Genomic DNA, 23,951 nt, shown 5'->3' with positions numbered 1-23,951 from the left:
CAATAAGCACAAAGAAATTTGAGAGTCTTATACGTGATTACAGGCGAAATTAAAAGCAAAATTGACCAGATTTGGAATGCATTTTGGAGTGGTGGTATTTCCAATCCACTCGAAGTTATGGAACAAATGACGTATTTGCTGTTTATTCGCCGACTAGATGAAATTCAGATTACAAAAGAGAAGAAAGCTAATCGTTTAAAGAAGCCTGTAGAACATCCAATTTTCACACCTGAGCAAGATCATTTACGTTGGTCGAAATTCATCACTTTGGGCGATGCTGCAACGCTATATAGCACCGTTGCGAATGAAGTCTTTCCGTTCATTAAGAATTTGGGTGCTGAAGACGAAACGACATATAGCCATCACATGAAGGATGCTCGTTTTACCATTCCTACACCTGCTCTTTTAACCAAAGTGGTGGATTTGGTTGCTGATGTGCCAATGGATGACAAAGATACAAAGGGTGATATTTACGAGTATATGCTCGGTAAGATTGCCTCAGCAGGTCAAAATGGTCAGTTCCGTACACCTCGCCATATCATCAAAATGATTGTAGAGCTGATGCAGCCGAAGCCAACTGATACCATTTGTGACCCTGCATGTGGTACAGCAGGCTTCCTTGTTGCTGCAAGTGAATACCTAAACGATCATTACTCTACTGAAATTTTTGCCAACCCTGAAGCAGCTAAACGCTTTAGTGAAGAAACTTTTTTTGGCTATGATTTTGACAGCACCATGCTTCGCATTGGTTCCATGAACATGATGCTGCACGGTGTAGAAAACCCACGTATTGAAAACCGTGATTCTTTGAGTGAAACGCATTCACATATTGAAAGTAAATACAGCCTGATTCTCGCCAATCCACCATTTGCAGGTAGTTTGGACAATGAAAGCTGTGCCAAGAATATTCAAGCTGTCGTAAAAACTAAAAAAACCGAATTACTCTTTTTGGCGTTGTTCTTACGTTTGCTGAAAACGGGCGGTCGTGCTGCGGTGATCGTGCCTGATGGTGTGCTCTTTGGTTCATCTACGGCACATAAGGCATTGCGTCAGAAGATTGTGGAAGAGCAAAAGCTTGAAGCGATTATTTCGATGCCTTCTGGTGTATTTAAGCCTTATGCTGGGGTTTCCACTGCCATTATGATTTTCACCAAAACCATGTCGGGCGGTACGGATAAAGTTTGGTTTTATGATATGCAGGCGGATGGTTACTCGCTGGATGATAAGCGTAATGAACTCGATGCGTCTAAGCATGAAAATAACAACATTCCTGACATCATTGCGCGTTTTAAAAACTTAGAGGGTGAAAAAGACCGTAAAACCACAGAGCAAAGCTTTATGGTGGATAAAGCCGATATTGCTGCCAATGGTTATGACCTGTCGATTAACCGTTATAAGGAAGTGGTGTATGAACAAGTGGAATATGAAGCCCCAAGTAAGATTTTGGCGGATTTAGAAGTGCTTGAGCAGGATATTTTAAAAGGAATGGCTACGCTTAAGGAGTTGTTGAAATGACAATTCCTGTTAAAAAAATAAGTACATTTTGTAAAACAGGTAGTGGCGGTACACCTTCTCGTTCAAATAATGCATTTTTTGAAAATGGTACAATTCCTTGGGTTAAATCAGGTGAATTAAAAAATCGTTATATTACTGAAGTTGAAGAATATATAACTGATTTGGCAGTAGAAAAATCCTCAGCTAAATTAGTCTCAAAAGGTTCTTTACTGATTGCTATGTATGGCGCAACAGTTGGAGAGGTTTCTCAGCTTACTTTTGATGCAACAACGAACCAAGCTATTTGTAATATTCAACCTGATGAAAATGTTTGTGATGTTAATTATCTATACAGATTTTTAGAAGCATCAAAATCGTATCTGTTGAGCCGTCGAGTTGGCGGTGGTCAGCCAAATATTTCTCAAGGCGTAATTAAGGATTTAGACGTTCCACTCCCACCACTTGCAGAACAACGCCGAATTGCTTCAATTTTAGATCAAGCGGATGAATTGCGCCAAAAACGTCAGCAAGCGATTGAAAAGTTAGATCAGCTTTTACAAGCCACCTTTATTGATATGTTTGGCGATCCTGTCAGTAATCCTAAAGGCTGGGATAAATTAACAATTGAAAAAATGTTAAATAACGAGAAGTATTCTTTGAAAAGAGGACCATTTGGTGGAGCGTTAAAAAAGGAAATTTTTGTTGAATCAGGGTATTTAGTTTATGAACAATACCATGCTTTGAATAATGATTTTAGTTTTCAGCGATATTTCATTGATGAAGATAAATATAAAGAGTTGAAAGCTTTTAATGTTAAACCTAAGGACATTATCGTAAGTTGTTCTGGTGTAAATTTAGGAAGACTTGCAGAAGTCCCAGAAGGTTCCCCTGCAGGAATTATTAATCAAGCCCTGCTGAAAATATCACTAAATCAAAGTATTATTTTAAATGATATTTTTATTGATATTTTTATGCACCCAAGTTTTAAAAAAGCTTTTTATGGTGACTTTCGTGGAGCAGCGATTCCTAACTTCCCACCAATGTCAGTATTTAAAGAATTTGAATTTATAGTTCCACCATTAGAAATTCAAAAGAAATATCAATCTGTAAAATCACAAGTTAAAGCACTTCAAAAAAATCACCAACTTGCTGATGAGATGAATTTATTTTCATCACTACAAAACCAAGCATTTAACGGTACTTTATAAATACAAGGATAGCTATGAAATTTAAATTAATCGCAGCCGTTGGCTTAATTTTTTTCTCAACCACCAGCATTGCAGAGAAATATCAATTTTCTCCTGTAAAAATTGATATCAGCGTAAATGATCAAAGAAAAATGCATCCTATAACATCTATAGGTACAGCAATATTTAAAAATGGTGCACAAGTCCCTGCTTATTCAATTAGTGTCCCTATGGGTACGGATGAAACTGATGCACCACATAGACCTACAGCAAGTTGTAATAAGTCAAAGTGCTATTTCGCAATGGATTTACCAAAAAAACTTGCTGCCAGCATGAGGGTATATAACATTGCTGAAACAGAAGAATGGATCTTAGCACCTGCTGAATGGACACGATTGAAAGGTGCTATTGGTGTAAATGGCAACACCGTTTTAGCACTTGCATCAGCAGATCAAAAGTCAAACCTAAGTTTATATGCTGTCCCTGCTTGTGTCGGTTGTGGACTTGATGCCGCAACACCATTTTTCCCAGAAGCTGCAAGGCAAAATCATCAACTATATGGTACTAAGTTTAGTGGGACAACACCACCTGTACACATAGTAAGAGCGAATCAACAAACTGTTTATTATCAGTATCAATTAAAAGGACAATATCAAACCAATGGGGTCGCAAAATTTCGACCAAATGAAGACAATATTTATGATGGACTTAGTGTTACAGTTGCATCAGATAAAATGGAATATGCTCGAATAATGTTAAACTTTTTTTCTTTAACACATAAGTAAATTACTTAATATCAAGAATCTATAAAATTTAATTTAATATTTAAGGGAATATATACATGAGTAACTTCTCGTTTTTAGAACCTGAATTTAAAAGCTTAGCAGCCACTGCTAAAGAAGCTGAAAAGCTCGTGTATATTTCCCCTCAGTTTGCCCTTGCTGCGGCACGTTCATCACTCGAAAACCTTGTTCTATGGCTCTATCAATACGACAAAAAACTCACCCAACCTTATGATGCATCACTGCATAACTTACTCAACGATCTCAAATTTAAAGACCTGATTCCGCCCTATATTTGGGATAAAATGGACAATATCCGCATGGTCGGCAACAGTGCCGTACATGGGAAAAAGTTCAAACAGCTCACCACCGAAGAAACCGTAAAACACATCAGCCATTTATTTCTGATGTATGTCTGGTTTGAACGTAACTATGGTTCACCGTCAAAAGACCGTTCACAGTCGATTTTATTTAACCCAAAACTCATACCAAATGCTGACAATACTCAGCAAATCACCGCCAACAAAGAACAACTGCAAAAAGAAACAGAAGCCAAAGAAAAACAGTTTGCTGAACAACATAAAGCTTTACGGGAACGTGAACAAAAACTATTTGAACTGTCCGCCAGTTTAGAAGAGCGTGAAAAATTACTTGCAAATATAGATGCTGAACTTGCACAAAAACGTGCAGACGTTGAACAAGCCAAAATTGCCAACAGCAAAATCGAAGACCATACCGACTATAAAGAAGACGAAACTCGAAAACTTAAAATTGACCTCATGCTTGAAGAAGCGGGTTGGGAAATTGGCACATCGGTTCGAGAGGAAGTTGCTGTAACAGGTATGCCAAGCCCATCGGGTAAAGGTGCAGTGGATTATGTGCTATATGATGCCAATGGCTTGCCTTTGGCTGTGGTTGAAGCCAAACGCACATCAACCGACCCTGATATTGGTCAGCAGCAAGCCAAACTCTATGCAGACTGTTTAGAGCAACAAACAGGACAACGCCCTGTAATCTTCTATACCAATGGTTACAAAACCCGAATCTGGAATGATGTGCAAGGTGGTCCACCACGCTTAGTTCATGGCTTTTACACACAAGCAGAACTCAAACGCTTGATCGAAAGACGCAAAAATAACCCTGATTTAAGTAGCTTCCCGATCAATGCGGATATTGTCGAGCGTTACTACCAAACTCGTGCCATCAAAGCCATGCTTGCAGCCTATCAACGTAAAGAACGTGCAGGCTTACTGATTATGGCAACAGGAACAGGTAAAACACGTACCGCCATTGCACTAGTCGATGTGCTGATGAAAGCCAATGTGGTACAAAAAGCCTTATTCCTTGCAGACCGCACTTCATTGGTCAATCAGGCACACAACGCTTTTAAAGCCAATTTAAAAGATGCCTCATTCGTCAATTTACTTGAAGATAAGAACCAAGTGGGTCGAGTCTATTTCTCGACCTATCAAACTATGATCGGCTTAATTGACGAAAAAAATGCCGATGGTACACGACAATTCGGTACAGGCATGTTTGACCTGATTATTATTGATGAAGCACACCGTAGCGTTTATCAAAAATTTGGCGAGATTTTTAAATACTTCGATAGTTTGCTTGTTGGTTTAACTGCAACGCCACGAGATGAAGTAGATCGTGATACATACGCACTGTTTGGCTTAGAAAGCGGTGTCCCAACTGATTACTACGACCTCGATCAAGCCATTGCCGATGGCTATCTTGTGCCACCAAAAGCCTATTCTGTCCCACTTAAATTCATGCGTGAAGGCGTGAAATATGACGAACTTTCCGAAGAAGAAAAACAACATTGGGATAGTCTAAATTGGGGCGATGAAGAAGCACCCGAAGAAGTTTCAGCATCCAAGATTAATAAAGAGCTGTTTAATACAGGCACGATTGATCTCATGCTCAAGCACTTGATGGAAAATGGCATTAAAACTGAAGGTGGAGATCGTTTGGGTAAAACTATTATCTTTGCCGTTAATCAAAAACATGCTCAATTTATTGCTGACCGCTTTAACGAAAACTATCCGCAATATGATGGCAAGTTTGCCCGTGTCATTACCCATGCCACCAAGTATCCGCAAAGCTTAATTGATGACTTTAGCAAGAAAGATTTACCTGAGCCACAGATTGCGATTTCAGTGGATATGCTCGATACAGGCATTGATGTGCCTGAAGTCGTCAATCTCGTATTCTTTAAAGCGGTTCGCTCTAAAGTGAAATTTATGCAGATGATTGGGCGTGGTACACGCCTCTGCAAAGAACTGTTTAGCCCTGAAGATGATAAAAAAGAATTCTTTATCTTCGACTATTGCTCTAACTTTGAATACTTCAATGAAAACCCTGATGGTGCGCCTGTATCGACCACAGAGCCACTCGGACAACGCTTGTTTAAAGCACGTTTAAATATCCTGAGTCTGCTCAATGCGAAGGACGATGCCACCGAAGAGCTAAAAGCTGTACAGCAAGATATGCGTCAAAGTTTACAGACTGAAGTTAAGTCCATGAACAATGACAACTTCATTGTGAAATCTGAACTTGAGCATGTTGAGCATTTCAAAAATGATGATGCTTGGAACAACTTAGATGATCTTGCCATCGGTACATTACGAGAACACATCTCTAAATTACCTAATCAGCTTGAGCCTGAAACTTTAGAAGCTAAATTGTTTGATATGCTTTGCTACAACCTTGAGTTGGCAGTATTGGAAAAGAACAATACAGCGATTCAGAGTTATGCCAATAAAGTGATTGAAATTGCTTCTAAGCTGGAAAGCAAAGAAAATATTCCTGTTGTTGCAGAACAGATTGCGCTGATTCAAGATATTCAAACCGTGGAATATTGGAAAGGCATTACCTTGCCAATGCTCGAAGCGATGCGTAAACGTATTCGTGGCTTGGTGAAACTGATTGAAAAATCGACCTCAACTATTGTCTACTCCATGCTTGATGATGAAATTGGAGAAATGCAAGCAGTCGATATACCAGTCGTTTCAAGTGGCGTAAACCTTGCCCAGTACCGCAAGCGTGTAGAGAGCTTTATTAAGGCGAATGAAGACCACATTACCATTGCCAAGCTCAAGCGTGGTTTAGCACTGACACCGACCGATCTAAGTGAGTTAGAACGCTTTGTTTTTGAAGCGCAAGAAGTTGAAAGCCGAGATAAATTTGAAGAATGTTTTGGGACTGAAAAATCCTTACCGTTATTTATTCGATCTTTAATTGGGTTGGATCGTCAGGCTGTACAACAAGCATTCTCAAAATATCTGCAAGGTTCAACCTATAACGAGAAGCAGATTCGTTTTGTGGAAATGCTAATTGATCATTTAACTCAAAATGGGGTGCTAGAAGCAGCGCAGTTATATGAACCACCGTTTAATCAGATCCACTATGAAGGGATTGATGGTGTGTTTAGTGATGCTGATGCTGACAATATATTTGGGGTTGTTGAAGCATTTAATGAAGCGGTGGCGTAAGGTTTAAATAATTAAATAGGTATAGCAGTGCATATTAAAAAATTATCAATTAAAGGGTATCGTTGTTTTTCAGAGCATTTTGAAATTAACTTTAGAAAAGGATTAAATGTAATTGTTGGAGAAAATGGGGCTGGTAAAACAAGTATTATTAACTCATTTCGTCAGCTATTTATCGACACTGAGTCAGGTTCATATAATGTTTCTTCAGACGACTTTAATAAACCTTTTAAAGAAAAGTCGATAGCTTCTGACTCATTCAAAATAAAAGTCGAATTTGATGATTTAGTGAAGGCTGAACCTATAGCATTTCTACAGTGGAGTGATGCTAAAAATAACGTAATTTGGTGGTGTTTCAAAAAGTATGCTGACATTAAATGAAGCCATTATTGATGTAAAAAAAGGTTAAGTCGAAAGCTTTAAAATGGTTTTCAATCTTTTTTGAAAAATTACAACTCCTTCTAAAACCGCGCCTAATTCGATGCCTTATTTTGCAATTATTACCTTCAATACCTACAGTAAAAAATTTACCAATACTTTGCTTGCAGTTTTTAAAAGCAGTTATGAAACTGTCCCAATGATCACTTGCAATTCGGGTGTAGTGAATACCTAATTGTTTAAGCTTTGTCTTCAATCGTTGAACTGTAGCTAAGTCTCTTTTACCCCAAACATAAGCAACAATCTCACCTGTTTCTCGATGGTAGGCGTAAATAAGCCATTGTTTATTATTTTTATTTCCCACAAAAGTCCAAAACTCATCAACTTCAAGAGACTCATAATGACTTTGTTTAGGCTGAATTTGGTAGGTCGATTCGGTTAAAGTACGTAAAACTTTACCGATACTGATTCGCTCAACTTCAGCGATATCTCGTATACCACTACCTCTGACCATCAACTGTAATATTTTTCGAGTAATGCCTGAATTACATCCTAGATAGCTCAGAGCATGGTCACCAATAAACTGACGTTTACAGTCTTTGCACTGATAGTTTTGTTTCCCATCTACTTTGATGCCATTTTTCTTTATACTGTCACTGAGGCAGGTTGGACATTTGATTTCTAGAGTTATTCGCATTTCTCTATTTTATCAAAATTCAACCTGCTTTGTTTCAGCATACTTTTTGAAACACCACCAAATGGTTTAGTTCATAACTGTGTTAAAACAACAAAACATCGTCAATCAATTGATTTCTAGTCGGTGAAAGACTGTTAAATTACGCTATGATGGATAGTGCAACTAAAAATCCAAAGGCGGTTTTTGGAATCCATCCGTAATTTGTGCAAGCAGTTCAGCAAATTTAATGGTGACTTTGTCTGCATACGGTTGTCCCAATATTTGAATATTGACTGGTAGATTGTCCTCAGATAAGCCTATCGGTGCAGAGGTTGATGGCAACCCAAATACAGTTGCTGGCGAAATCCATTTGAATAACTCAAGATAGAAACGTTTTCTTCCATCGACTTGTAGCGTGCGAAACACCAAAGGTTCTTTATGATTGTGTTCAAACGCTAGAGTCAAAATAGGTGGGCAAATAATGACGTCGTATTCTGCAAAAATTTCAAGACATTTTTGCTTGATATGCAATGACTCTTCATATTTGGCAAGCCATTCTGCATGACTCAGGTTAGCACCTTGTGTAAATCCATAGGCCAAAGGCGGAATGCCTGCTTTACCATTAAGTAATTTGATTAATGGCGTAGATGCCGACATGGACAATCGACTTAGTTTAGGATCTGCAAAAGTCATTTGGCTGATCAATCGAGTGGCGTAGGATTTAAATATTTCATCAAAATCCCAATTTTTTGGACGACCTACATCCACGTTAACCTTGGCAGTTTGCAGGGTTTGCAAAAGTTGATCGTATTTTTTCTTTAGGCGTGAATCGATTGGACACGATTCATCATCCATCCAGAATAATACTTTAAACTCTTGAATGGTTTGTTTTTCAGATTCCTTGAGTTTAAAAGCTCTAAAGTCATCCGCATTTGGCTCGACTAAAACATCTAATAATAAACTTAAGTCCCGTGCTGAACGAGCCATTGGACCAATGACGGCAAGGTCAGGTTGGGATAACTCGTCCTCGTAATTCATGATGTGTCCTCTGAAATCAATCAATCCATAGGTGGATTTATGACCATAGACACCACAAAAATGTGCTGGTGTTCGAATAGAACCACCAATATCACTACCAAGCTCAATCGGTGTAAATCCCGATGCTAGTGCCGCAGCAGAACCACCTGATGAGCCGCCTGTTGTGAGATTTAAATTCCATGGATTATTGGCAGTACCATAAAATTTGTTGTAGGTTTGAATATCTGCACATTTAAAGGGTACATTGGTTTTTGCAAAAGGAATGGCTCCAGCACCGACCAATTTATTGACCGAAACAGCATTTTCGGTGGGGACATAGTGTTGGAATTCTGGATTGCCATCGGTACACGGCATGCCTTTCACTTTAAAGGCATCTTTGATGGTCATCGGAATGCCATGTAATTTACCAAGTGGGGCTTGTCGCTTGATGGCGAGGTCAGCCTGATCTGCTAAAATCCTTGCATTGTCATAATCAAATGCAACACAACTATTGATGTGTTTGTTGTATTTATTAATCCGTTCAATCTGTGATTCCAGCAATTCACGGCTACTGATTTGTCCATTTTGGATGGATTGTACTAACGCAGTTGCATCATCATAAACAAAATCTTTTGGCATTTTCTTTGCTTCCTATCAAACAATTCGGTGGTGTTTCAAAAAGTATGCTGAAACAAAGCAGGTTGAATTTTGATAAAATAGAGAAATGCGAATAACTCTAGAAATCAAATGTCCAACCTGCCTCAGTGACAGTATAAAGAAAAATGGCATCAAAGTAGATGGGAAACAAAACTATCAGTGCAAAGACTGTAAACGTCAGTTTATTGGTGACCATGCTCTGAGCTATCTAGGATGTAATTCAGGCATTACTCGAAAAATATTACAGTTGATGGTCAGAGGTAGTGGTATACGAGATATCGCTGAAGTTGAGCGAATCAGTATCGGTAAAGTTTTACGTACTTTAACCGAATCGACCTACCAAATTCAGCCTAAACAAAGTCATTATGAGTCTCTTGAAGTTGATGAGTTTTGGACTTTTGTGGGAAATAAAAATAATAAACAATGGCTTATTTACGCCTACCATCGAGAAACAGGTGAGATTGTTGCTTATGTTTGGGGTAAAAGAGACTTAGCTACAGTTCAACGATTGAAGACAAAGCTTAAACAATTAGGTATTCACTACACCCGAATTGCAAGTGATCATTGGGACAGTTTCATAACTGCTTTTAAAAACTGCAAGCAAAGTATTGGTAAATTTTTTACTGTAGGTATTGAAGGTAATAATTGCAAAATAAGGCATCGAATTAGGCGCGGTTTTAGAAGGAGTTGTAATTTTTCAAAAAAGATTGAAAACCATTTTAAAGCTTTCGACTTAACCTTTTTTTACATCAATAATGGCTTCATTTAATGTCAGCATACTTTTTGAAACACCACCCGTAATTTTAAACTTAGAGGTTTTAAATAAGGAATTACGTGGTCGCTTCAAAAAAAGTTTTTGGGGTGGGAATTCTAAATCATCCCAATTTGATATTGAGCTATTTGACAAAATTCATTGTATTTATTTACCTCCATTACGTGATGCGGAATCAAAACTAGTAAATGGACGACAATCTCGCTTATCAAAATTGTTAAAATTTATTGAAGCTGCGCAACTGAAAGAATGTAAGAAAGCTGAAAAGAAACATCCATTAGAAGATAAATTTAAAGACTTTAATAAATCTCTTATTGAAGAAGAAGGTTCAAGTATAAAAGAAGCAAATAGATTAATCACAGAACACTTGTTAAAGGCAGTTGGACAGAATTTTAGCCAATCAACACATATACAGTTTGTTGAAAATGAATTTTCTAAAATTGTTGAAAATTTGAGATTAATATTCTTTCCTAAAATAACAACTGCTGAAGCAGATCAATTCAGAGATTTATGCCAGAATAGTCTTGGATATAATAACTTATTATATATTGCTTCTATTCTCGCAGAACTAGCGTTAACTAAAGAGGAATCATTATATAGACTTTTACTGATTGAGGAGCCTGAAGCACATTTACATCCTCAGTTACAGGTTCGTCTTTTAGATCATCTTGAAACAGTGGCAAATGAACATAATGTACAAGTTATTGTTACGACTCACTCGACAGTTTTAGCTTCAAGTGTGAAGCTAGATAAGATCATACATTTAACTAAGCACGATAACCCTACCGCTACTGCTCTAGCTGAATGTGGTCTTGCACCCAATAATTTAAACTTTCTCAATCGATGGTTGGATATCACAAAATCCAATCTACTTTTTGCAAGTGGAGTAATCTTAGTTGAAGGTATAGCTGAACAAATGCTCATCCCTGAACTTGCTAAAACAGTATTGAAAGATAAAGAGATTGATAACATTGAAGACTATGGGGTTTCAGTAATTAATCTTAATGGTATTTACTTTAATCATTTTATGCGTCTTTATTGTAATATTACAGGTGTACTAGATGTCCAAGAAGATCAAGACGGCTTAAATATTCCAATTCGTTGTGCAGGCATTACAGATTTAGATCCTGAGCAACATTATTATTTAGAAGAGATAGTAAAAAATTCAAAGACGGGTAAAGAAGAAAAAAAACAAGTAAAATATGATCATAAGCCGCCTTATGAAAAAAATAAAATAAAAGGAAAAAATCATGCCCTCAAATTAGTGAAAAGTATTAATAGTTCTAACTATGCTCGTCTCTTTGTAGCTGGATATAAAACGTTAGAATATGACATAGCAATGGAAGAGGATAATGCAAAAGTTATGGCTAAAATTATTTATGATCTTTGGCCATCGGAAGGAACTGTAAAAAAAGGGTTACAGACAATATTTGAGGCTGATTACTCAAAAATTACTCCAGAAAATAAAGCAAGCTATGCCTTTGAAATATTAAAAAGAATAGATGATGACAATATCGGTAAGGGATATTTTGCTCAAATTTTAGCGGATAAAATTTCTTTAGAGGGAGTTGAACTAAAAGTACCTAAATATATTGAAGATGCAATTCTTTGGGCTTGTTCATTAGAAAATTCTTCTGTTGAGGAGTAGTGGGATGAAATATACAGATGAGCAACTCAGCTATATTGAATATACAGAAATTACAGAGAACGTTTTCTTAAATGCTTGCCCTGGAAGTGGAAAAACGGAAACTATTGCTCAACGAGTAGCAAATGAAATCGAGAGTTGGGCAAATTTTCCTAGTGGTATAGCTGTTCTATCCTTTACTAAAAGTGCTGCTAAAGAAATTGAACATCGAATCAAAGAAAAAATTGACAATAACACTACCTACCCACATTTCATTGGAACATTTGATAGTTTTATTTTTAAGAATATTGTTAATCCTCTTTCAAAAGATATTTCTGGATATAAAGGAGATAATGGGGATTATTCATTTAAAGTAGTTAATAATGATTCACAATTATTCTTTTTAACAAAGTATAGCTATGATCATAAAAGAATTTCAGGGCATCATATAGAAATTGATGGTAGAACTGATAAGTTGAAATTTCATACGTCAGATCAAATACGCAATAGAGTTCTCAATGCTATGAGCTTTGAACAATGGCAAATTGATGATATTTATAAAGCGAAGAACCAGTGTCTTAATGCAGGTTTTTTAACACACAAAGACATAGAATATCTCGCAGAATCAATTCTTAATGAACGAAATGACACACAACAATATGCAAAAAAAATAGCAAAAAGGTTTCAACTTATTATTGTTGATGAATGCCAAGACCTATCCTTTGAACAATTAAACATATTAAAGGCCATGATGTTGAATGGGAGCAAACTACATTTTGTAGGAGATCTAAATCAATCAATATATGAGTTTAGGGATGTTGATCCTAATGACATTATTAGCTTTATCTCTGAAAATGGCTTTCGAGAAATTAAATTAACTAAAAACTTTCGAAGCTGTCAAAAAATTGTAAATATTGCTACAAACATAATGAAATCTAGCTTTATCGAAGCTAGTTTTGATTCGGATAAGCAATCATGTATTGTACTTCAGTATAATAATTCACCTAGTGAAGTTATTCCACATTTTAATGAATTAACAAAACAGTATAGCAATCGAGTTTTAGTTGCTAGAGGCCATCAGACTTTAAATCAATTGTACATTGTAGATAATACACCAAAGCTTTCATCAGAATTTTTACTAAGCTCTCTTTTAAATTTTGATGAAACAAGCTATACAGCAATTAATCAATCTTTGGTTGAATTTTCAGAGTATATTAAAAATAAAGTTCAGTTAGAAACTAAATCAAGCGACTATAATTGCCCTCAAATTATTGAATCAGAATTAGATTGGAAGTTATTTCTTTATAACTCTATTCAGCACTTATTGAGTAATGGTCTAAAATTAAAAACTAGCTCATGGACGGATTGGCGCAAAAAGCTTAATGCTGTAATCATTAATTTATATAAACAAGAATTTGTACTTCCTGAAATTTATGAAGAATTAAAAAAATCAAACCTTCAAATTCAATCTCCAAGTGGTAAAGCAACTAGTTGCATCTCTAACTATCATCGAAAAAATCATTCATTGGATATCAAATTTAGGAAATCAACTATCCATGGTGTAAAAGGTGAGACACATGAAGTAACGATGCTAATTTCTAGTCCTACAAAGGGAGGAGACGGTGCACATTGGTCTCATTGGATTGGAGATAAAACATCTGAGGCGGCAAGATTTGCTTATGTTGCATCATCTAGACCAAAGCATATTTTAGTCTGGTGTGTTAAAAAATTAAAACCACTAGAAAAAACAGAATTAAAAAGTTTGGGATTTGAAGTTTTGGAGCATTAGTCCTAAGTCATAAATTTTTTAACAAGTAAAAGCGTCCAACTAAAAGTAGAATCAGTGTCCACTTCTATACGCCACTAGATGTCCAGTTGGAAAAGAATATGCAAGAAACAAAGCCATTAGTTTTTAAAGACTTAATGAAAAGTAATTAATGCCTATTATAGAATAGTAACCATAATTTTACTTAAACTTTGATAGTTCAGGATCAGTGAGGTCAAATAGATTTAGGATTAATTTGTATTTTCTTTCTATAATTTTGCTTCCGTCTTCTAGAATTATGCTTCCAGCTTTTTGCAACTTTATAGACATAAGCTGGCAGATCATCCCATTCTTCAGGCAAGCCCGTACCTCGTGCAACACGAAGTTTTAAAGGATAGTTCTTATATTCAATCAAATGAAGAAAATAAAAAAACGCTCTTGACGTGTGCTGAACTTTTTATGATACACATTTCTCAGATGATGGTATCGTTCTCGTATACTGTCATTAGGATGAGTATTTTCAGGTTGTAGTTACTGAAATTTCAGCTTTTTCATATTGCCTCCTAGGTCACATTACCTAGAAGGGGTCCTCTGCGTAGTAGTTCATTGTTTTAAATCCCACAATTCATTGTTGTTTATCTCTTTATATTTGGTTGATTTAGTTTATATTATTTAAATATATAATAACCTAAAGTATCATCCCTTGAATCGCCCCACCCTGTCCAAATTTGAGTCAGTTTTACGTGATCAAGATTAAAACTGTGTACTCTATATAAATAAGTACGTGGTGGAGAAATTTCATTGGTTCGTACTTTCTCAATCAAAATAAAAGTCTTATCATCTAACCATCTTACTCTTAATGGTAATGGATCTTGGCATTGCCCTATTTCGGCATACATTGCAGCATCTTTTCCATTCTTGGAAAAGGACAAGCCTGCACATTCTACATCGGGTAAATCTAAGACTAGTCGTTTACCAACTAAGCTTTCTTTTACACCAGCACTAGCCAAGGTTGAAAGACTTAAACATAATCCTGCAAATATTAATTTTTTCATTTGAATAGACTCTTAATTTATTTGTTAAAACACATTGTCAATAAAACCACACTGTAAGATGTGTTGTGATGGATTAATGGGATTGTCATAAAGGCTAATAAAAGCAATCATGTCATTCGGATCAGATACATCTCGTTTATAGGGCTGGCTATAGATATAAATTTGTTTAGGGGTATAGACCTTTTGATTGTGGAAGACTTCCCCATCAAAGACCTTTAAATGTGGATATTGCTGAAAGACTTTGTGGGTCTTGCTTCTGTTTTGATCATCATGCATCGAAGCTTTATCCCACTGCTGTTTAAAGCTTTTCAATTGTTGTCCGCTATAGTGACTAAATTGAATCTTTAATCCATCCTCGATCTTTTGTTTGGTGCTATTAATGTGATCAGCACGATAGATTGCGGTTTTTGCCCCTGCAACACTGACGTGCACTAAGGTTTCAATCTTTTTGATGGGATTGCTTTTGCTGTTGGGTAAATAAACTTCTGTTTCAGGACAATCTTCACAGAAATTTTCATCATCAGGATCATTGATGACGCTGCTCTTTTGTTTGCGGTACTGCTGTTGAAATTGTTGCTGTAATGACGTGATTCCAGTTGGCCATTTCATTTCAGTGCCCATCAAGGCCAAACTGTTATTCAAGGATTGTTCGTTCTTAGCCCAATCCAGACAAGTTAAGCCCTGCTCTAAGGTGAATGGCTTAGATGTAGACACGGGTTGAGCCGTCACAGTCTGCATGATCAATAAGGTCATACTGCTGATCAGTAGTGGTTTAAATCGAAATTTCATTTTAATCATCCTCGCATCTCCTACGGGCTTTGGCTGCCCGCAAGAAATACTCGTGTAAAATACTTATTTATTTTTAATCGTTTAACATCGGTTATTGATAATGATCCGCTGATAGTAGCTGACGGATTTCACTGGCCATTTGTGGACTACGCCAAGGAAATAGGACTTTTAAGCTGTAATTCGGTTTGAACGGATCTCGTGTGCCGATATTGACTTGAAACTCTCGTTTCATCGGTGTGCGATGGACCTGTTGATTGACATGTGTTCCCATCATTGGATTGCTGATCACAGTGGTCGTGGTTCTAAAGTTATCTTCGACTAAGTTGTAGTGTCCGACAGAGGTGATGTAATCAAAGGGATATTTCACGAGGCGTTGATCAGGCTGATCAAACAGAATAATGGTTTTATCTTGGCTATTAATCCAAACACCACGGTTTTGATAGTTAAAAGTTTCTCCTTGACGCTTGAGTTGTTCAGTCATCCCGTCAAAGTAGGTATTTCCATATTCATAAAGGTAGTAAAGGATCACAAACCAGAACAGGTCAAAGCCAAAGAAGATGTAACCGAAAGCACCAAACGAGAAGATTTTGGCAACGATGAGAAAGATCACGATGGGTAAGACCACACATTTTATAAAGAGCTTAGATTTTTGTGGGCGGTGTTCAATGGGTATGATTTTGGGTTTGCTTAATTCAGTCATGGTTGTTTCCCGCATGTTCAATGCAATGCACAATCACCAGCAGATATAAAAAGGTTTATTTTTTATAGGCGTGACTTAGCCATCCACCGTTGGATTGTTCTTGTAAAAATGTTGTTTGAATACAGACGAATAATAATAGTTAGCCGTATCGCCCTCGTTGCAAAACACAACAAGGTTGAACATGGGGTGAGGCACAAATTAGAAAAAAATGGTACAGCATGAGAAGCTCCTTGAATCTTAAGAAGTTCTGCCATATCACTGTCAAATAATGGTGGCAGAACAAAAGAGGGTTGACAGACTGGGATCCAAGGAACCAGCACACCCGAAGGTGTCCCCCTTCTGTCCTACCATAAAGATAAAAAGGGGGACGAGAAGGTCCACAAAAAATAGGCAGGCTATTCTCTGTGCTGGATCAACGGTCTGTCAAAACCGACTGGCAATGTAGGCCAGCGAGCCCATATTAATTTTATCCAGCGCTTTAGTCAATTTTACAACGCACTAAAATCTAGACAATTAGATTCGCCAAATGTAATCGCATTAAGTCTTTGATTTTTCCCATAAGGTCAAATTCGTCCGATCGATTAGCTCATTTTGCTTTGATGGATGAGGCTAAAATGGACTGTTGTTCTCTATTAAAATAAAACAATAAAATAAAGAATTAAATCAGGCGCGGCTCAGCTTTTTCATTCGAAGCATTGAGATGAATCAATGCCTAATGAGCTGTTAATGAGAAGATTGAAATTTGCAAAGGCTGATTTAAAGCGAGCAAACTGAAGTTCCCTCTTCTTCAGTAATATCCTATTAAATGCGATAGAATAAATAATCAGCAAAGCTCAGCGGGTCGATTGAATGAACTCAACCAGTACAACAATGGTTTTAGCAGAAGCCGTCTTGAAAACCGCGAATTTACTTGGTCTTAGCAATACTCAACTGGCTGCTGTGATGGGTCTCGATCTCATGTCGATGAACCAAATCAAATTCTCAGCTGTATTAGAACCCACATCTTCTCAAGGCAAAACTGGATTATTGCTGATACGACTTTATCAAGGCTTATCAGCACTCACGGGCGGTGACTCGGAATGGATTGATTATTTTATGAATGCATTCAATACTGCAACCAATGGTGTCCCCACTCAGCAAATTCAGAACAGAAAAGGCTTAGAGAAAGTCTTAACAGTAGTTGAAGCCCTAAACAATCATTAATTTATTTAACTCATTCTTTTAGCGAATCAGCTTCAATTTGCTTGATTAGAAATTCTGATCATCATTTGCATCACTTCTTTTAAAACACATCAAACATTAAAGTTTGTGCTCAATACACAGCTATATGTTCGTTTCACAATCAAATTCCCAGCCGTCAGAAATTAAAAATATCTCCAGCAGAATCAATCAATTAATTAATGTGAAGATATGTAAAAAGATCCCATTACAGCGTTGACAGCTCAAGCGATACCCAGTTAAGCTAACTCTACACAGCAAAATCTGTGTTCAGGCGTAGGAAACCTGATAATATCTACAAGCGCAAACAAATGTCGCTTATGCGACTATTTTTTTGTCTATTGTTTAGCTGTCGTTATGGCGGCTTGACAGGACAGCTTTATGCTGGCCGTACCTTGTAGAACGGTATTTCCTACTCCTGTTAAGCTGCCACCATCACCGTAGGAAAGTGCTGGCGGTAAGTGTTAAAACTTATCTACAAGGAAACGACTATGAACGCAATTCTTCATGGTGCAAACTCTTGCACACCCAAAAAACTAGCCTCGCAACTGATTGTTGAACTTGGCAAAACTATTTCAAACCCTCAGCGTCAAACACTCGCCAATCTTTATATTGCGGTTGATACTGCAAACTCCCTGCTCAATGAGCTTGAGCAAGCGCATCAAATTATTCGTGAGTGTATGCATGAAATGAATGATGAGCAAATTCTTGAAGTCGCAAAGCTCAATCAAAATAACAATTTATCGTCGCTCTGGGCATTTCGTACACATCAACGTCACAAGATGATTGAACGTGCACAACGTGTGCTACGTGGGGCGAATCATGTCCAAGACCAATAATAATAACCTCCTGATTTCTGGAGACTATCCTCTGATTGCTTCGCCAACGCTTGCAAAAGCGTTTGGCGTGGCTGCCGCCAATTTTTTACAGAAGCTGCATTACTTTTTAGAAAATAACGAAGGAAAAACCTTTAATGGAAAAAAGTATTGGTTCCATAGTTATGAACAGTGGCAAACCACGCTCGGTGTATATAGCATCTCAACGATTAAAAGAATCGTAGCAAAGTTAAAGCAAGCTGGAATTCTTGTGATTGAAAAATTAGCACAGAATAAATGGCTACAAACCAATTTCTATACGATTAACTATAAGAAACTCAAACAATTCATCAAAGTCGACAGTCAACAAGATCATCAGGCTAAAGTGAAATCACCCATTTCTGCTCCAGTCGCTGCACCAAGATTACAAAAGCCAGCAACAGCACATACTATTCAACCGAGTGCATTAATTAATTCGATTCAACAGGCATTTCAAAATATCAAGGTTAAATCAAATACATTTGCACCAACATTAAAAGTGGCAAAGGAATCCCGTATACGCCCCGACTTTGTCATGCGTGAATCTTATTCAGTTGCAGGATTAAGCCAACCACTCCACCCTGCGGCATCCAAGGAAATATTAAAAAATATGGATATGGACTACCGCTGCTTTTATCAAGCACTGAGGCAACAACGAGTAGATATTGCTTATGATGATCAGCGTATTCAACAACTGTTAAAGTATCAGAAGCGAATTCTTCAACACATTGTATATATCAAACAAAATTTTGCAGGACATGAGCGTTATCAATGGCATACGCTTGAACAATTACAGATGGAAAACTATTTTAAGAAATAGGTCAAATTGCACTAAGACCAATTCAGTTGATCCGTCCATAGAATATATATAGACAGATCAACTGATTTAATTAGAGGCTGAAGGAGGAATAATACATTCCATTGAGCTTGTTTGTGAGCCGTCATCATCTTTGGTTTATTGATGAGGATATATTAGAAGTCAAAATCAAAATTGTTAGATTGATCAAGTTGTGGCTTATTCTGATTTTGCTGTTCACGTTTTCTAACTAAGGCTAATTCATACTCATTTTTATAGCGTTCGCATAAGTTGTTTTGACGTATTTGCCAAATGTTCTTTCTATATTCTGCTACCTTGTCTTGATCTTCTGGATCAGTGCTATAGAGTAACGACCTTGGAATTTGTGGGACTGTTTTTAAATTGGTTCCATGTTTTTTATTATAATCTTCATTAGATAAGCACGATACTGCACTGCTCACTTCGATTTCCATACCATGAATTTCTATAATTTTTGTGGGTGCATATTTTTCTAAAAATTCATTTATTATTTTTTCAGTTTGTGTTCGGTAGTGAAATAATATATTACGACCAAATCCAAGCACATCAGCCGTGATTTTTAATGCACCTCCTTTTTCAGGATTTTTTTGACGATATTGCTTAAAGAACTGCTCTGGGGAACGTTGAATATTATCCAACATACTTTTTTCTGAAAATAATAAATGTAAATGTGGTTGCTCAGAACTTCCATCCAGTGCGGCGACATGATTATGAATTGCGATTGTTGATGGCATTTTATATTGACCACAAAACTCATGCATTAATCTTTCAGACAACTCTATACGGCGATTTTTATCCAGTTCTTTTGGCAAAGCGATTGTAATATGTGATGAGGTTCGTCTAGTCTCACTTGTATATTGATCTGCTGCATACCAAAACTTTTCAGGATTATTTTCAGACCAAATCGGCATATTATAAGATGCACAATATTCAAGCTCTTCAATGTCACTTTTATGCTTTGAAAAATATAAAGTACGCGTAATATAGTGATATGCACTTTTTGAGAGTCGATACTTTGAATCACCATCACTCAATTTTATTTGACTCTCACCTTTAACGTTGTGACTTAAATGAAAATAATACATTTTTACTTCCGATATTAATTTAATTGGAATATCGGATCCTACAAAATTTTAAAAATTCATGATTCGTTTCGTGAAGAAAAATGAAAAAAATTTTCAATTAAAACGCATGAGTAACACCACACCAACTTTTTTTAATTTTTTCAACAAAAACAATAGCTTAATTATTTGAAGTATGTGGTAACAGATGAATAATTATGTAGAAACAGTAAATCTACAAACATGAGTAACACATAAATTAATTAATAATCAATTACTTAAAACTAAAAGTGCTGCGCAGCACGAGGAGAAGTGTCTTTTAAAGAGAGCGAAGCGAAATTTAAAAGACACGGAAACGAGATATAAAAAATCTTTTTTGCATTCGCAAAAAAGATTTTTTATCTGCCCCGCCATTAACAGCCATAAATTAACAGTTAAAACTAACAGAAGAGTAGTTTTTTTTGAAAACCTCAACTTATGACAATTTTTTTTTAGACTCTGTGATATACCAACATTTTCTTAAATGCAGATGGTTTAAAAATGGGTAGAACTAGATTAACAGTAGATGAAATTATTTTAAGTGTTGAAACATACTTGAGGCAAATAGCAAAACGTACTCATTCAGATGAGTTAATACTACAATTGATTCGATCAAAAACTGCAAATCAATTTACAGAAGAAGACATTAAAAATTTGAGGAATAAATATCATAAAGTTTTAGAATTAAATAGATTAGAAGAAGTAATGGACACTATCTGCTCAATCAAAAAGACTGATCGCTCTGATATTGAAAATGATATCGTTGAATATAGTGGCTATGAATATCCGTTTTTTCAGACTGATGAAAGAAGAAAAATCGCATTAAAAATGCTAAGAAACTACAATCGAAGAGTTCCTGATTTAATAAAACAAAAAGCACATAATGAAATCAAAAATTCATTTCAAAGTCCTTACAGACAAGAAAAAAAGAAGATAAAAGATCGAAAGCAAGAGAATCATGAGAAATTTTTTCTGGGAAGTGTGCTTATATCATTTTTTAAATCACAAAATAATGAAATGAATTATCTTGAGAATACACTTAAAATGATAGAGCTTTATCAAACTAAAGATTATTTTAGAAAAGAATTGTTTTCAAAGTCCGAAATTGAACAATTTAAACTCTCAGAAAAAGGAAGAGATTTCAATAATAAGAAAAATGTCATTTTATTAGACCACAATAATCCCTTTAAAAATAAGAAATAAAATTAAAAGATAAAGCATTATACGTTTAGCTCATTTATTTTAAATGAGCTAAGCAGTCGACGTTGTTATTATCTACAACGAACAAAAGATTATTTACTGATATAATAAAAGAAATAAGTCTTTTTTTTGATTTTTTAAACATATCTCATCTTTTTTTTAATTAATTTGATAGCCTTCAGTTCAAGAGATTTCCTCTTAAAATTATATTGTAGGAGAGATTTAATGGGTATATCTATAGACCTTACTAATACAGAGCGACGTGTATCAACTGCGGAATTTGCATTAAGAATGAATATATCTGAAAAAGAGTTATATGATCGAATTAAAACCGGTCGCGTGAAAAGACCAATCAAAGATGGACGTAAAAACTACTGGCTTAATAGCTATGTCCTTACCTGTATTCTAAATGAGGAAGACTCAATTCTTACGTTAGAATGAAATAGATGTTGCTCTAAGTCAAAAGCGCCTGATTTTTCTCAGGCGCTTTTTTTGAATATTCTCATTCATCCAATAGTTAAATTCTTATCTAATATAATGACGTCTTTTTTAAAAGATGTAGTAGGTCTATAAAATTAAAAAGGTCACAAATAACATTTGTGACCTTTTTTGTAACAAACTCATATGTGAGTAACATCGTGAGTAAGTTAAATATCAATATCTTAAATCATATTAAATTACAAAAACTTAAGATATCAGTGAGCAGTTTACATCATTCCGCCCATACCACCCATACCACCCATATCTGGACCAGCTGGTTTATCTTCTGGAATGTCAGTAATCATGCATTCAGTTGTTAACATCAAACCAGCAACAGAAGCTGCGTGCTCAAGTGCAGAACGCGTTACTTTAGCAGGGTCAAGGATACCCATTTCCAACATATCGCCATATTCACCAGTTGCAGCGTTATAGCCGAAGTTACCTTCACCCGCTTTAACTGCATTAATTACAACTGATGGCTCATCACCTGCATTCGAAACGATTTGACGAAGTGGCGCTTCGATCGCACGACGTAAAATGTTGATACCTGCTGTTTGGTCTTCGTTCGCGCCTTTTAAGCCATCCAATACGTTTACAGCACGTACCAGTGCAACACCACCACCAGCAACAACACCTTCTTCAACTGCTGCGCGAGTTGCGTGAAGTGCATCATCCACACGATCTTTCTTCTCTTTCATCTCAACTTCAGTTGCTGCACCAATTTTGATGACTGCAACACCGCCAGCTAATTTAGCAACGCGTTCTTGAAGTTTTTCTTTGTCGTATTCAGAGGTTGATTCTTCGATTTGCGCACGGATCTGTTGAACACGTTCAGCAATTTGTGCAGCATTACCCGCACCATCAACAATCACTGTGTTTTCTTTAGATACAGTGATTTTGTGTGCAGTACCAAGGTCTTGAAGAGAAGCTTGCTCTAAAGACATGCCTACTTCTTCAGAAATCACAGTCGCGCCAGTCAAGATCGCGATGTCTTGAAGCATTGCTTTACGACGGTCACCAAAACCAGGGGCTTTCACTGCACATACTTTGATAATACCGCGCATATTGTTCACAACAAGTGTAGCAAGCGCTTCGCCTTCAACATCTTCAGCGATGATAAGAAGTGGTTTACCTGTTTTAGCAACAGCTTCTAATACAGTAATCAATTCACGGATATTGCTGATTTTTTTATCAACAAGAAGAATGAAAGGATTTTCAAGTTCAGCAGTTAAAGTATCTTGCTTGTTCGCGAAGTATGGAGAGATATAACCACGGTCGAACTGCATACCTTCTACAACGTCTAAAGCGTCTTCGAAGCCAGAACCTTCTTCTACAGTGATAACACCTTCTTTACCTACTTTTTCCATTGCTTGTGCAATCAACTTACCAACAGTTGTGTCAGAGTTTGCAGAGATTGAACCTACTTGTTCAATTGCTTTGAAATCATCAGCAGGTTTTGCATTGGTACGGATATTTTCAACAACCGTTTTTACTGCGATGTCGATACCACGTTTTAAATCCATTGGGTTCATACCTGCAGTTACAGATTTGATCCCTTCATTTAAAATTGCTTGAGCAAGAACAGTTGCAGTTGTTGTACCGTCACCTGCGATATCATTGGTTTTAGAAGAAACTTCACGAACAAGTTGAGCACCCATGTTTTCAAACTTGTCTTTTAAAGAAATTTCTTTCGCAACTGTTACACCATCTTTAGTGATGTGTGGCGCACCGAAAGAACGGTCGATCACAACGTTACGGCCTTTAGGACCTAAAGTTACTTTTACTGCATCTGCAAGTACGTTTACGCCTGCAATCATTTTTGAGCGAGCTGAATCACCAAATTTTACGTCTTTAGCTGACATGTTAAACTC

At 36.5% G+C, this 23,951-nt stretch carries 20 protein-coding genes and 1 pseudogene; 13 read left to right on the top strand and 8 right to left on the bottom strand.

Annotated elements, in window-relative coordinates; all coding sequences use genetic code 11:
- Positions 1 to 33: 33 nt before the first annotated feature.
- From O1449_RS04045 to O1449_RS04025, 5 genes are read left to right on the top strand one after another with little or no spacing between them, the layout of a single operon-like run.
- A complete protein-coding gene (locus O1449_RS04045) occupies positions 34 to 1,515 on the top strand; it encodes a type I restriction-modification system subunit M (protein WP_075315950.1) in 1,482 nt (493 codons plus the stop codon).
- On the top strand, positions 1,512 to 2,702 hold the full coding sequence (locus tag O1449_RS04040; protein ID WP_075315951.1) for a restriction endonuclease subunit S: 1,191 nt from the start codon (positions 1,512 to 1,514) through the stop codon (positions 2,700 to 2,702). The genes O1449_RS04045 and O1449_RS04040 overlap by 4 nt, the downstream gene beginning before the upstream one ends.
- Before the next feature lie 14 nt (positions 2,703 to 2,716).
- Positions 2,717 to 3,466, top strand: coding sequence for a DUF4850 domain-containing protein (locus O1449_RS04035; RefSeq protein ID WP_075315952.1), 750 nt, complete (start codon positions 2,717 to 2,719; stop codon positions 3,464 to 3,466).
- Positions 3,467 to 3,522: 56 nt separating this feature from the next.
- A complete protein-coding gene (locus tag O1449_RS04030) occupies positions 3,523 to 6,963 on the top strand; it encodes a DEAD/DEAH box helicase family protein (protein ID WP_075315953.1) in 3,441 nt (1,146 codons plus the stop codon).
- A 27-nt stretch (positions 6,964 to 6,990) separates the two neighbouring features.
- Positions 6,991 to 7,341, top strand: coding sequence for an ATP-dependent nuclease (locus O1449_RS04025; RefSeq protein WP_269239228.1), 351 nt, complete (start codon positions 6,991 to 6,993; stop codon positions 7,339 to 7,341).
- Here O1449_RS04025 and O1449_RS04020 read toward each other — a convergent pair.
- Together O1449_RS04020 and O1449_RS04015 are read right to left on the bottom strand one after the other, a co-directional pair.
- Positions 7,334 to 8,035 carry an IS1-like element ISPa14 family transposase gene (locus O1449_RS04020; RefSeq protein ID WP_001223318.1) on the bottom strand — a complete coding sequence of 234 codons (702 nt, stop codon included), beginning with the start codon at positions 8,033 to 8,035 and terminating at the stop codon, positions 7,334 to 7,336. The two genes, O1449_RS04025 and O1449_RS04020, sit on opposite strands and share 8 nt — an antisense overlap.
- A gap of 162 nt (positions 8,036 to 8,197) precedes the next feature.
- Entirely contained in the window at positions 8,198 to 9,670 is a 1,473-nt protein-coding gene (locus O1449_RS04015) for an amidase family protein (protein WP_104919197.1), read from the bottom strand.
- Between the two features lie 85 nt (positions 9,671 to 9,755).
- Here O1449_RS04015 and O1449_RS04010 point away from each other — a divergent pair, with 85 nt between their 5' ends.
- The 3 genes from O1449_RS04010 to O1449_RS04000 are packed head-to-tail and all read left to right on the top strand — an operon-like array spanning position 9,756 to position 13,873.
- Entirely contained in the window at positions 9,756 to 10,457 is a 702-nt protein-coding gene (locus O1449_RS04010; RefSeq protein ID WP_001223318.1) for an IS1-like element ISPa14 family transposase, read from the top strand.
- Complete coding sequence (locus tag O1449_RS04005) at positions 10,444 to 12,108, top strand: ATP-dependent nuclease (protein ID WP_269239227.1); 1,665 nt, start codon at positions 10,444 to 10,446, stop codon at positions 12,106 to 12,108. The genes O1449_RS04010 and O1449_RS04005 overlap by 14 nt, the downstream gene beginning before the upstream one ends.
- Before the next feature lie 4 nt (positions 12,109 to 12,112).
- The gene (locus O1449_RS04000) at positions 12,113 to 13,873 is read left to right on the top strand and encodes a UvrD-helicase domain-containing protein (RefSeq protein ID WP_075315955.1); all 1,761 of its coding nucleotides are present in this window, start codon (positions 12,113 to 12,115) and stop codon (positions 13,871 to 13,873) included.
- Between the two features lie 211 nt (positions 13,874 to 14,084).
- On the opposite strand, the pseudogene O1449_RS03995 reads toward O1449_RS04000, so the two are convergent.
- From O1449_RS03995 to O1449_RS03980, 4 genes and pseudogenes are all read right to left on the bottom strand, one after another.
- Positions 14,085 to 14,347, bottom strand: a pseudogene (locus O1449_RS03995) (hypothetical protein).
- 170 nt (positions 14,348 to 14,517) lie between these two features.
- Complete coding sequence (locus tag O1449_RS03990; RefSeq protein ID WP_075315961.1) at positions 14,518 to 14,904, bottom strand: hypothetical protein; 387 nt, start codon at positions 14,902 to 14,904, stop codon at positions 14,518 to 14,520.
- A 24-nt stretch (positions 14,905 to 14,928) separates the two neighbouring features.
- The gene (locus O1449_RS03985) at positions 14,929 to 15,693 is read right to left on the bottom strand and encodes a hypothetical protein (protein WP_269239226.1); all 765 of its coding nucleotides are present in this window, start codon (positions 15,691 to 15,693) and stop codon (positions 14,929 to 14,931) included.
- A 91-nt stretch (positions 15,694 to 15,784) separates the two neighbouring features.
- Positions 15,785 to 16,393, bottom strand: a complete 609-nt coding sequence (locus tag O1449_RS03980) for a hypothetical protein (RefSeq protein WP_002159601.1) — start codon at positions 16,391 to 16,393, stop codon at positions 15,785 to 15,787.
- Positions 16,394 to 17,242: 849 nt separating this feature from the next.
- Between O1449_RS03980 and O1449_RS03975 the strand changes: the two genes are divergently transcribed.
- The 3 genes from O1449_RS03975 to O1449_RS03965 all read left to right on the top strand — a co-directional run bounded on the left by O1449_RS03975 (position 17,243) and on the right by O1449_RS03965 (position 19,285).
- Complete coding sequence (locus O1449_RS03975) at positions 17,243 to 17,596, top strand: DUF2384 domain-containing protein (protein ID WP_075315963.1); 354 nt, start codon at positions 17,243 to 17,245, stop codon at positions 17,594 to 17,596.
- A gap of 506 nt (positions 17,597 to 18,102) precedes the next feature.
- Positions 18,103 to 18,450, top strand: coding sequence for a hypothetical protein (locus O1449_RS03970; protein ID WP_075315964.1), 348 nt, complete (start codon positions 18,103 to 18,105; stop codon positions 18,448 to 18,450).
- Positions 18,434 to 19,285, top strand: a complete 852-nt coding sequence (locus O1449_RS03965; RefSeq protein ID WP_075315965.1) for a hypothetical protein — start codon at positions 18,434 to 18,436, stop codon at positions 19,283 to 19,285. The genes O1449_RS03970 and O1449_RS03965 overlap by 17 nt, the downstream gene beginning before the upstream one ends.
- A 152-nt stretch (positions 19,286 to 19,437) precedes the next feature.
- Here O1449_RS03965 and O1449_RS03960 read toward each other — a convergent pair whose 3' ends face one another.
- Entirely contained in the window at positions 19,438 to 20,385 is a 948-nt protein-coding gene (locus tag O1449_RS03960; RefSeq protein WP_075315966.1) for a MobA/MobL family protein, read from the bottom strand.
- Positions 20,386 to 20,901: 516 nt separating this feature from the next.
- On the opposite strand from O1449_RS03960, the gene O1449_RS03955 reads away from it, so the two are divergent.
- Complete coding sequence (locus tag O1449_RS03955) at positions 20,902 to 21,603, top strand: hypothetical protein (protein WP_075315967.1); 702 nt, start codon at positions 20,902 to 20,904, stop codon at positions 21,601 to 21,603.
- Between the two features lie 222 nt (positions 21,604 to 21,825).
- Positions 21,826 to 22,041: a hypothetical protein gene (locus O1449_RS03950; protein WP_075315968.1), complete on the top strand. Its 216-nt coding sequence runs from the start codon at positions 21,826 to 21,828 to the stop codon at positions 22,039 to 22,041.
- A 266-nt stretch (positions 22,042 to 22,307) separates the two neighbouring features.
- Here the strand turns inward: O1449_RS03950 and groL are convergent, their stop codons facing one another.
- The gene (gene groL / locus O1449_RS03945) at positions 22,308 to 23,942 is read right to left on the bottom strand and encodes a chaperonin GroEL (protein ID WP_004663351.1); all 1,635 of its coding nucleotides are present in this window, start codon (positions 23,940 to 23,942) and stop codon (positions 22,308 to 22,310) included.
- Positions 23,943 to 23,951: the final 9 nt, after the last annotated feature.

This window comes from Acinetobacter sp. TR3 (assembly GCF_027105055.1).
In the GTDB taxonomy this organism is placed as follows: Bacteria; Pseudomonadota; Gammaproteobacteria; order Pseudomonadales; family Moraxellaceae; genus Acinetobacter.
This window is presented reverse-complemented; position numbering and strand designations above follow the sequence as displayed.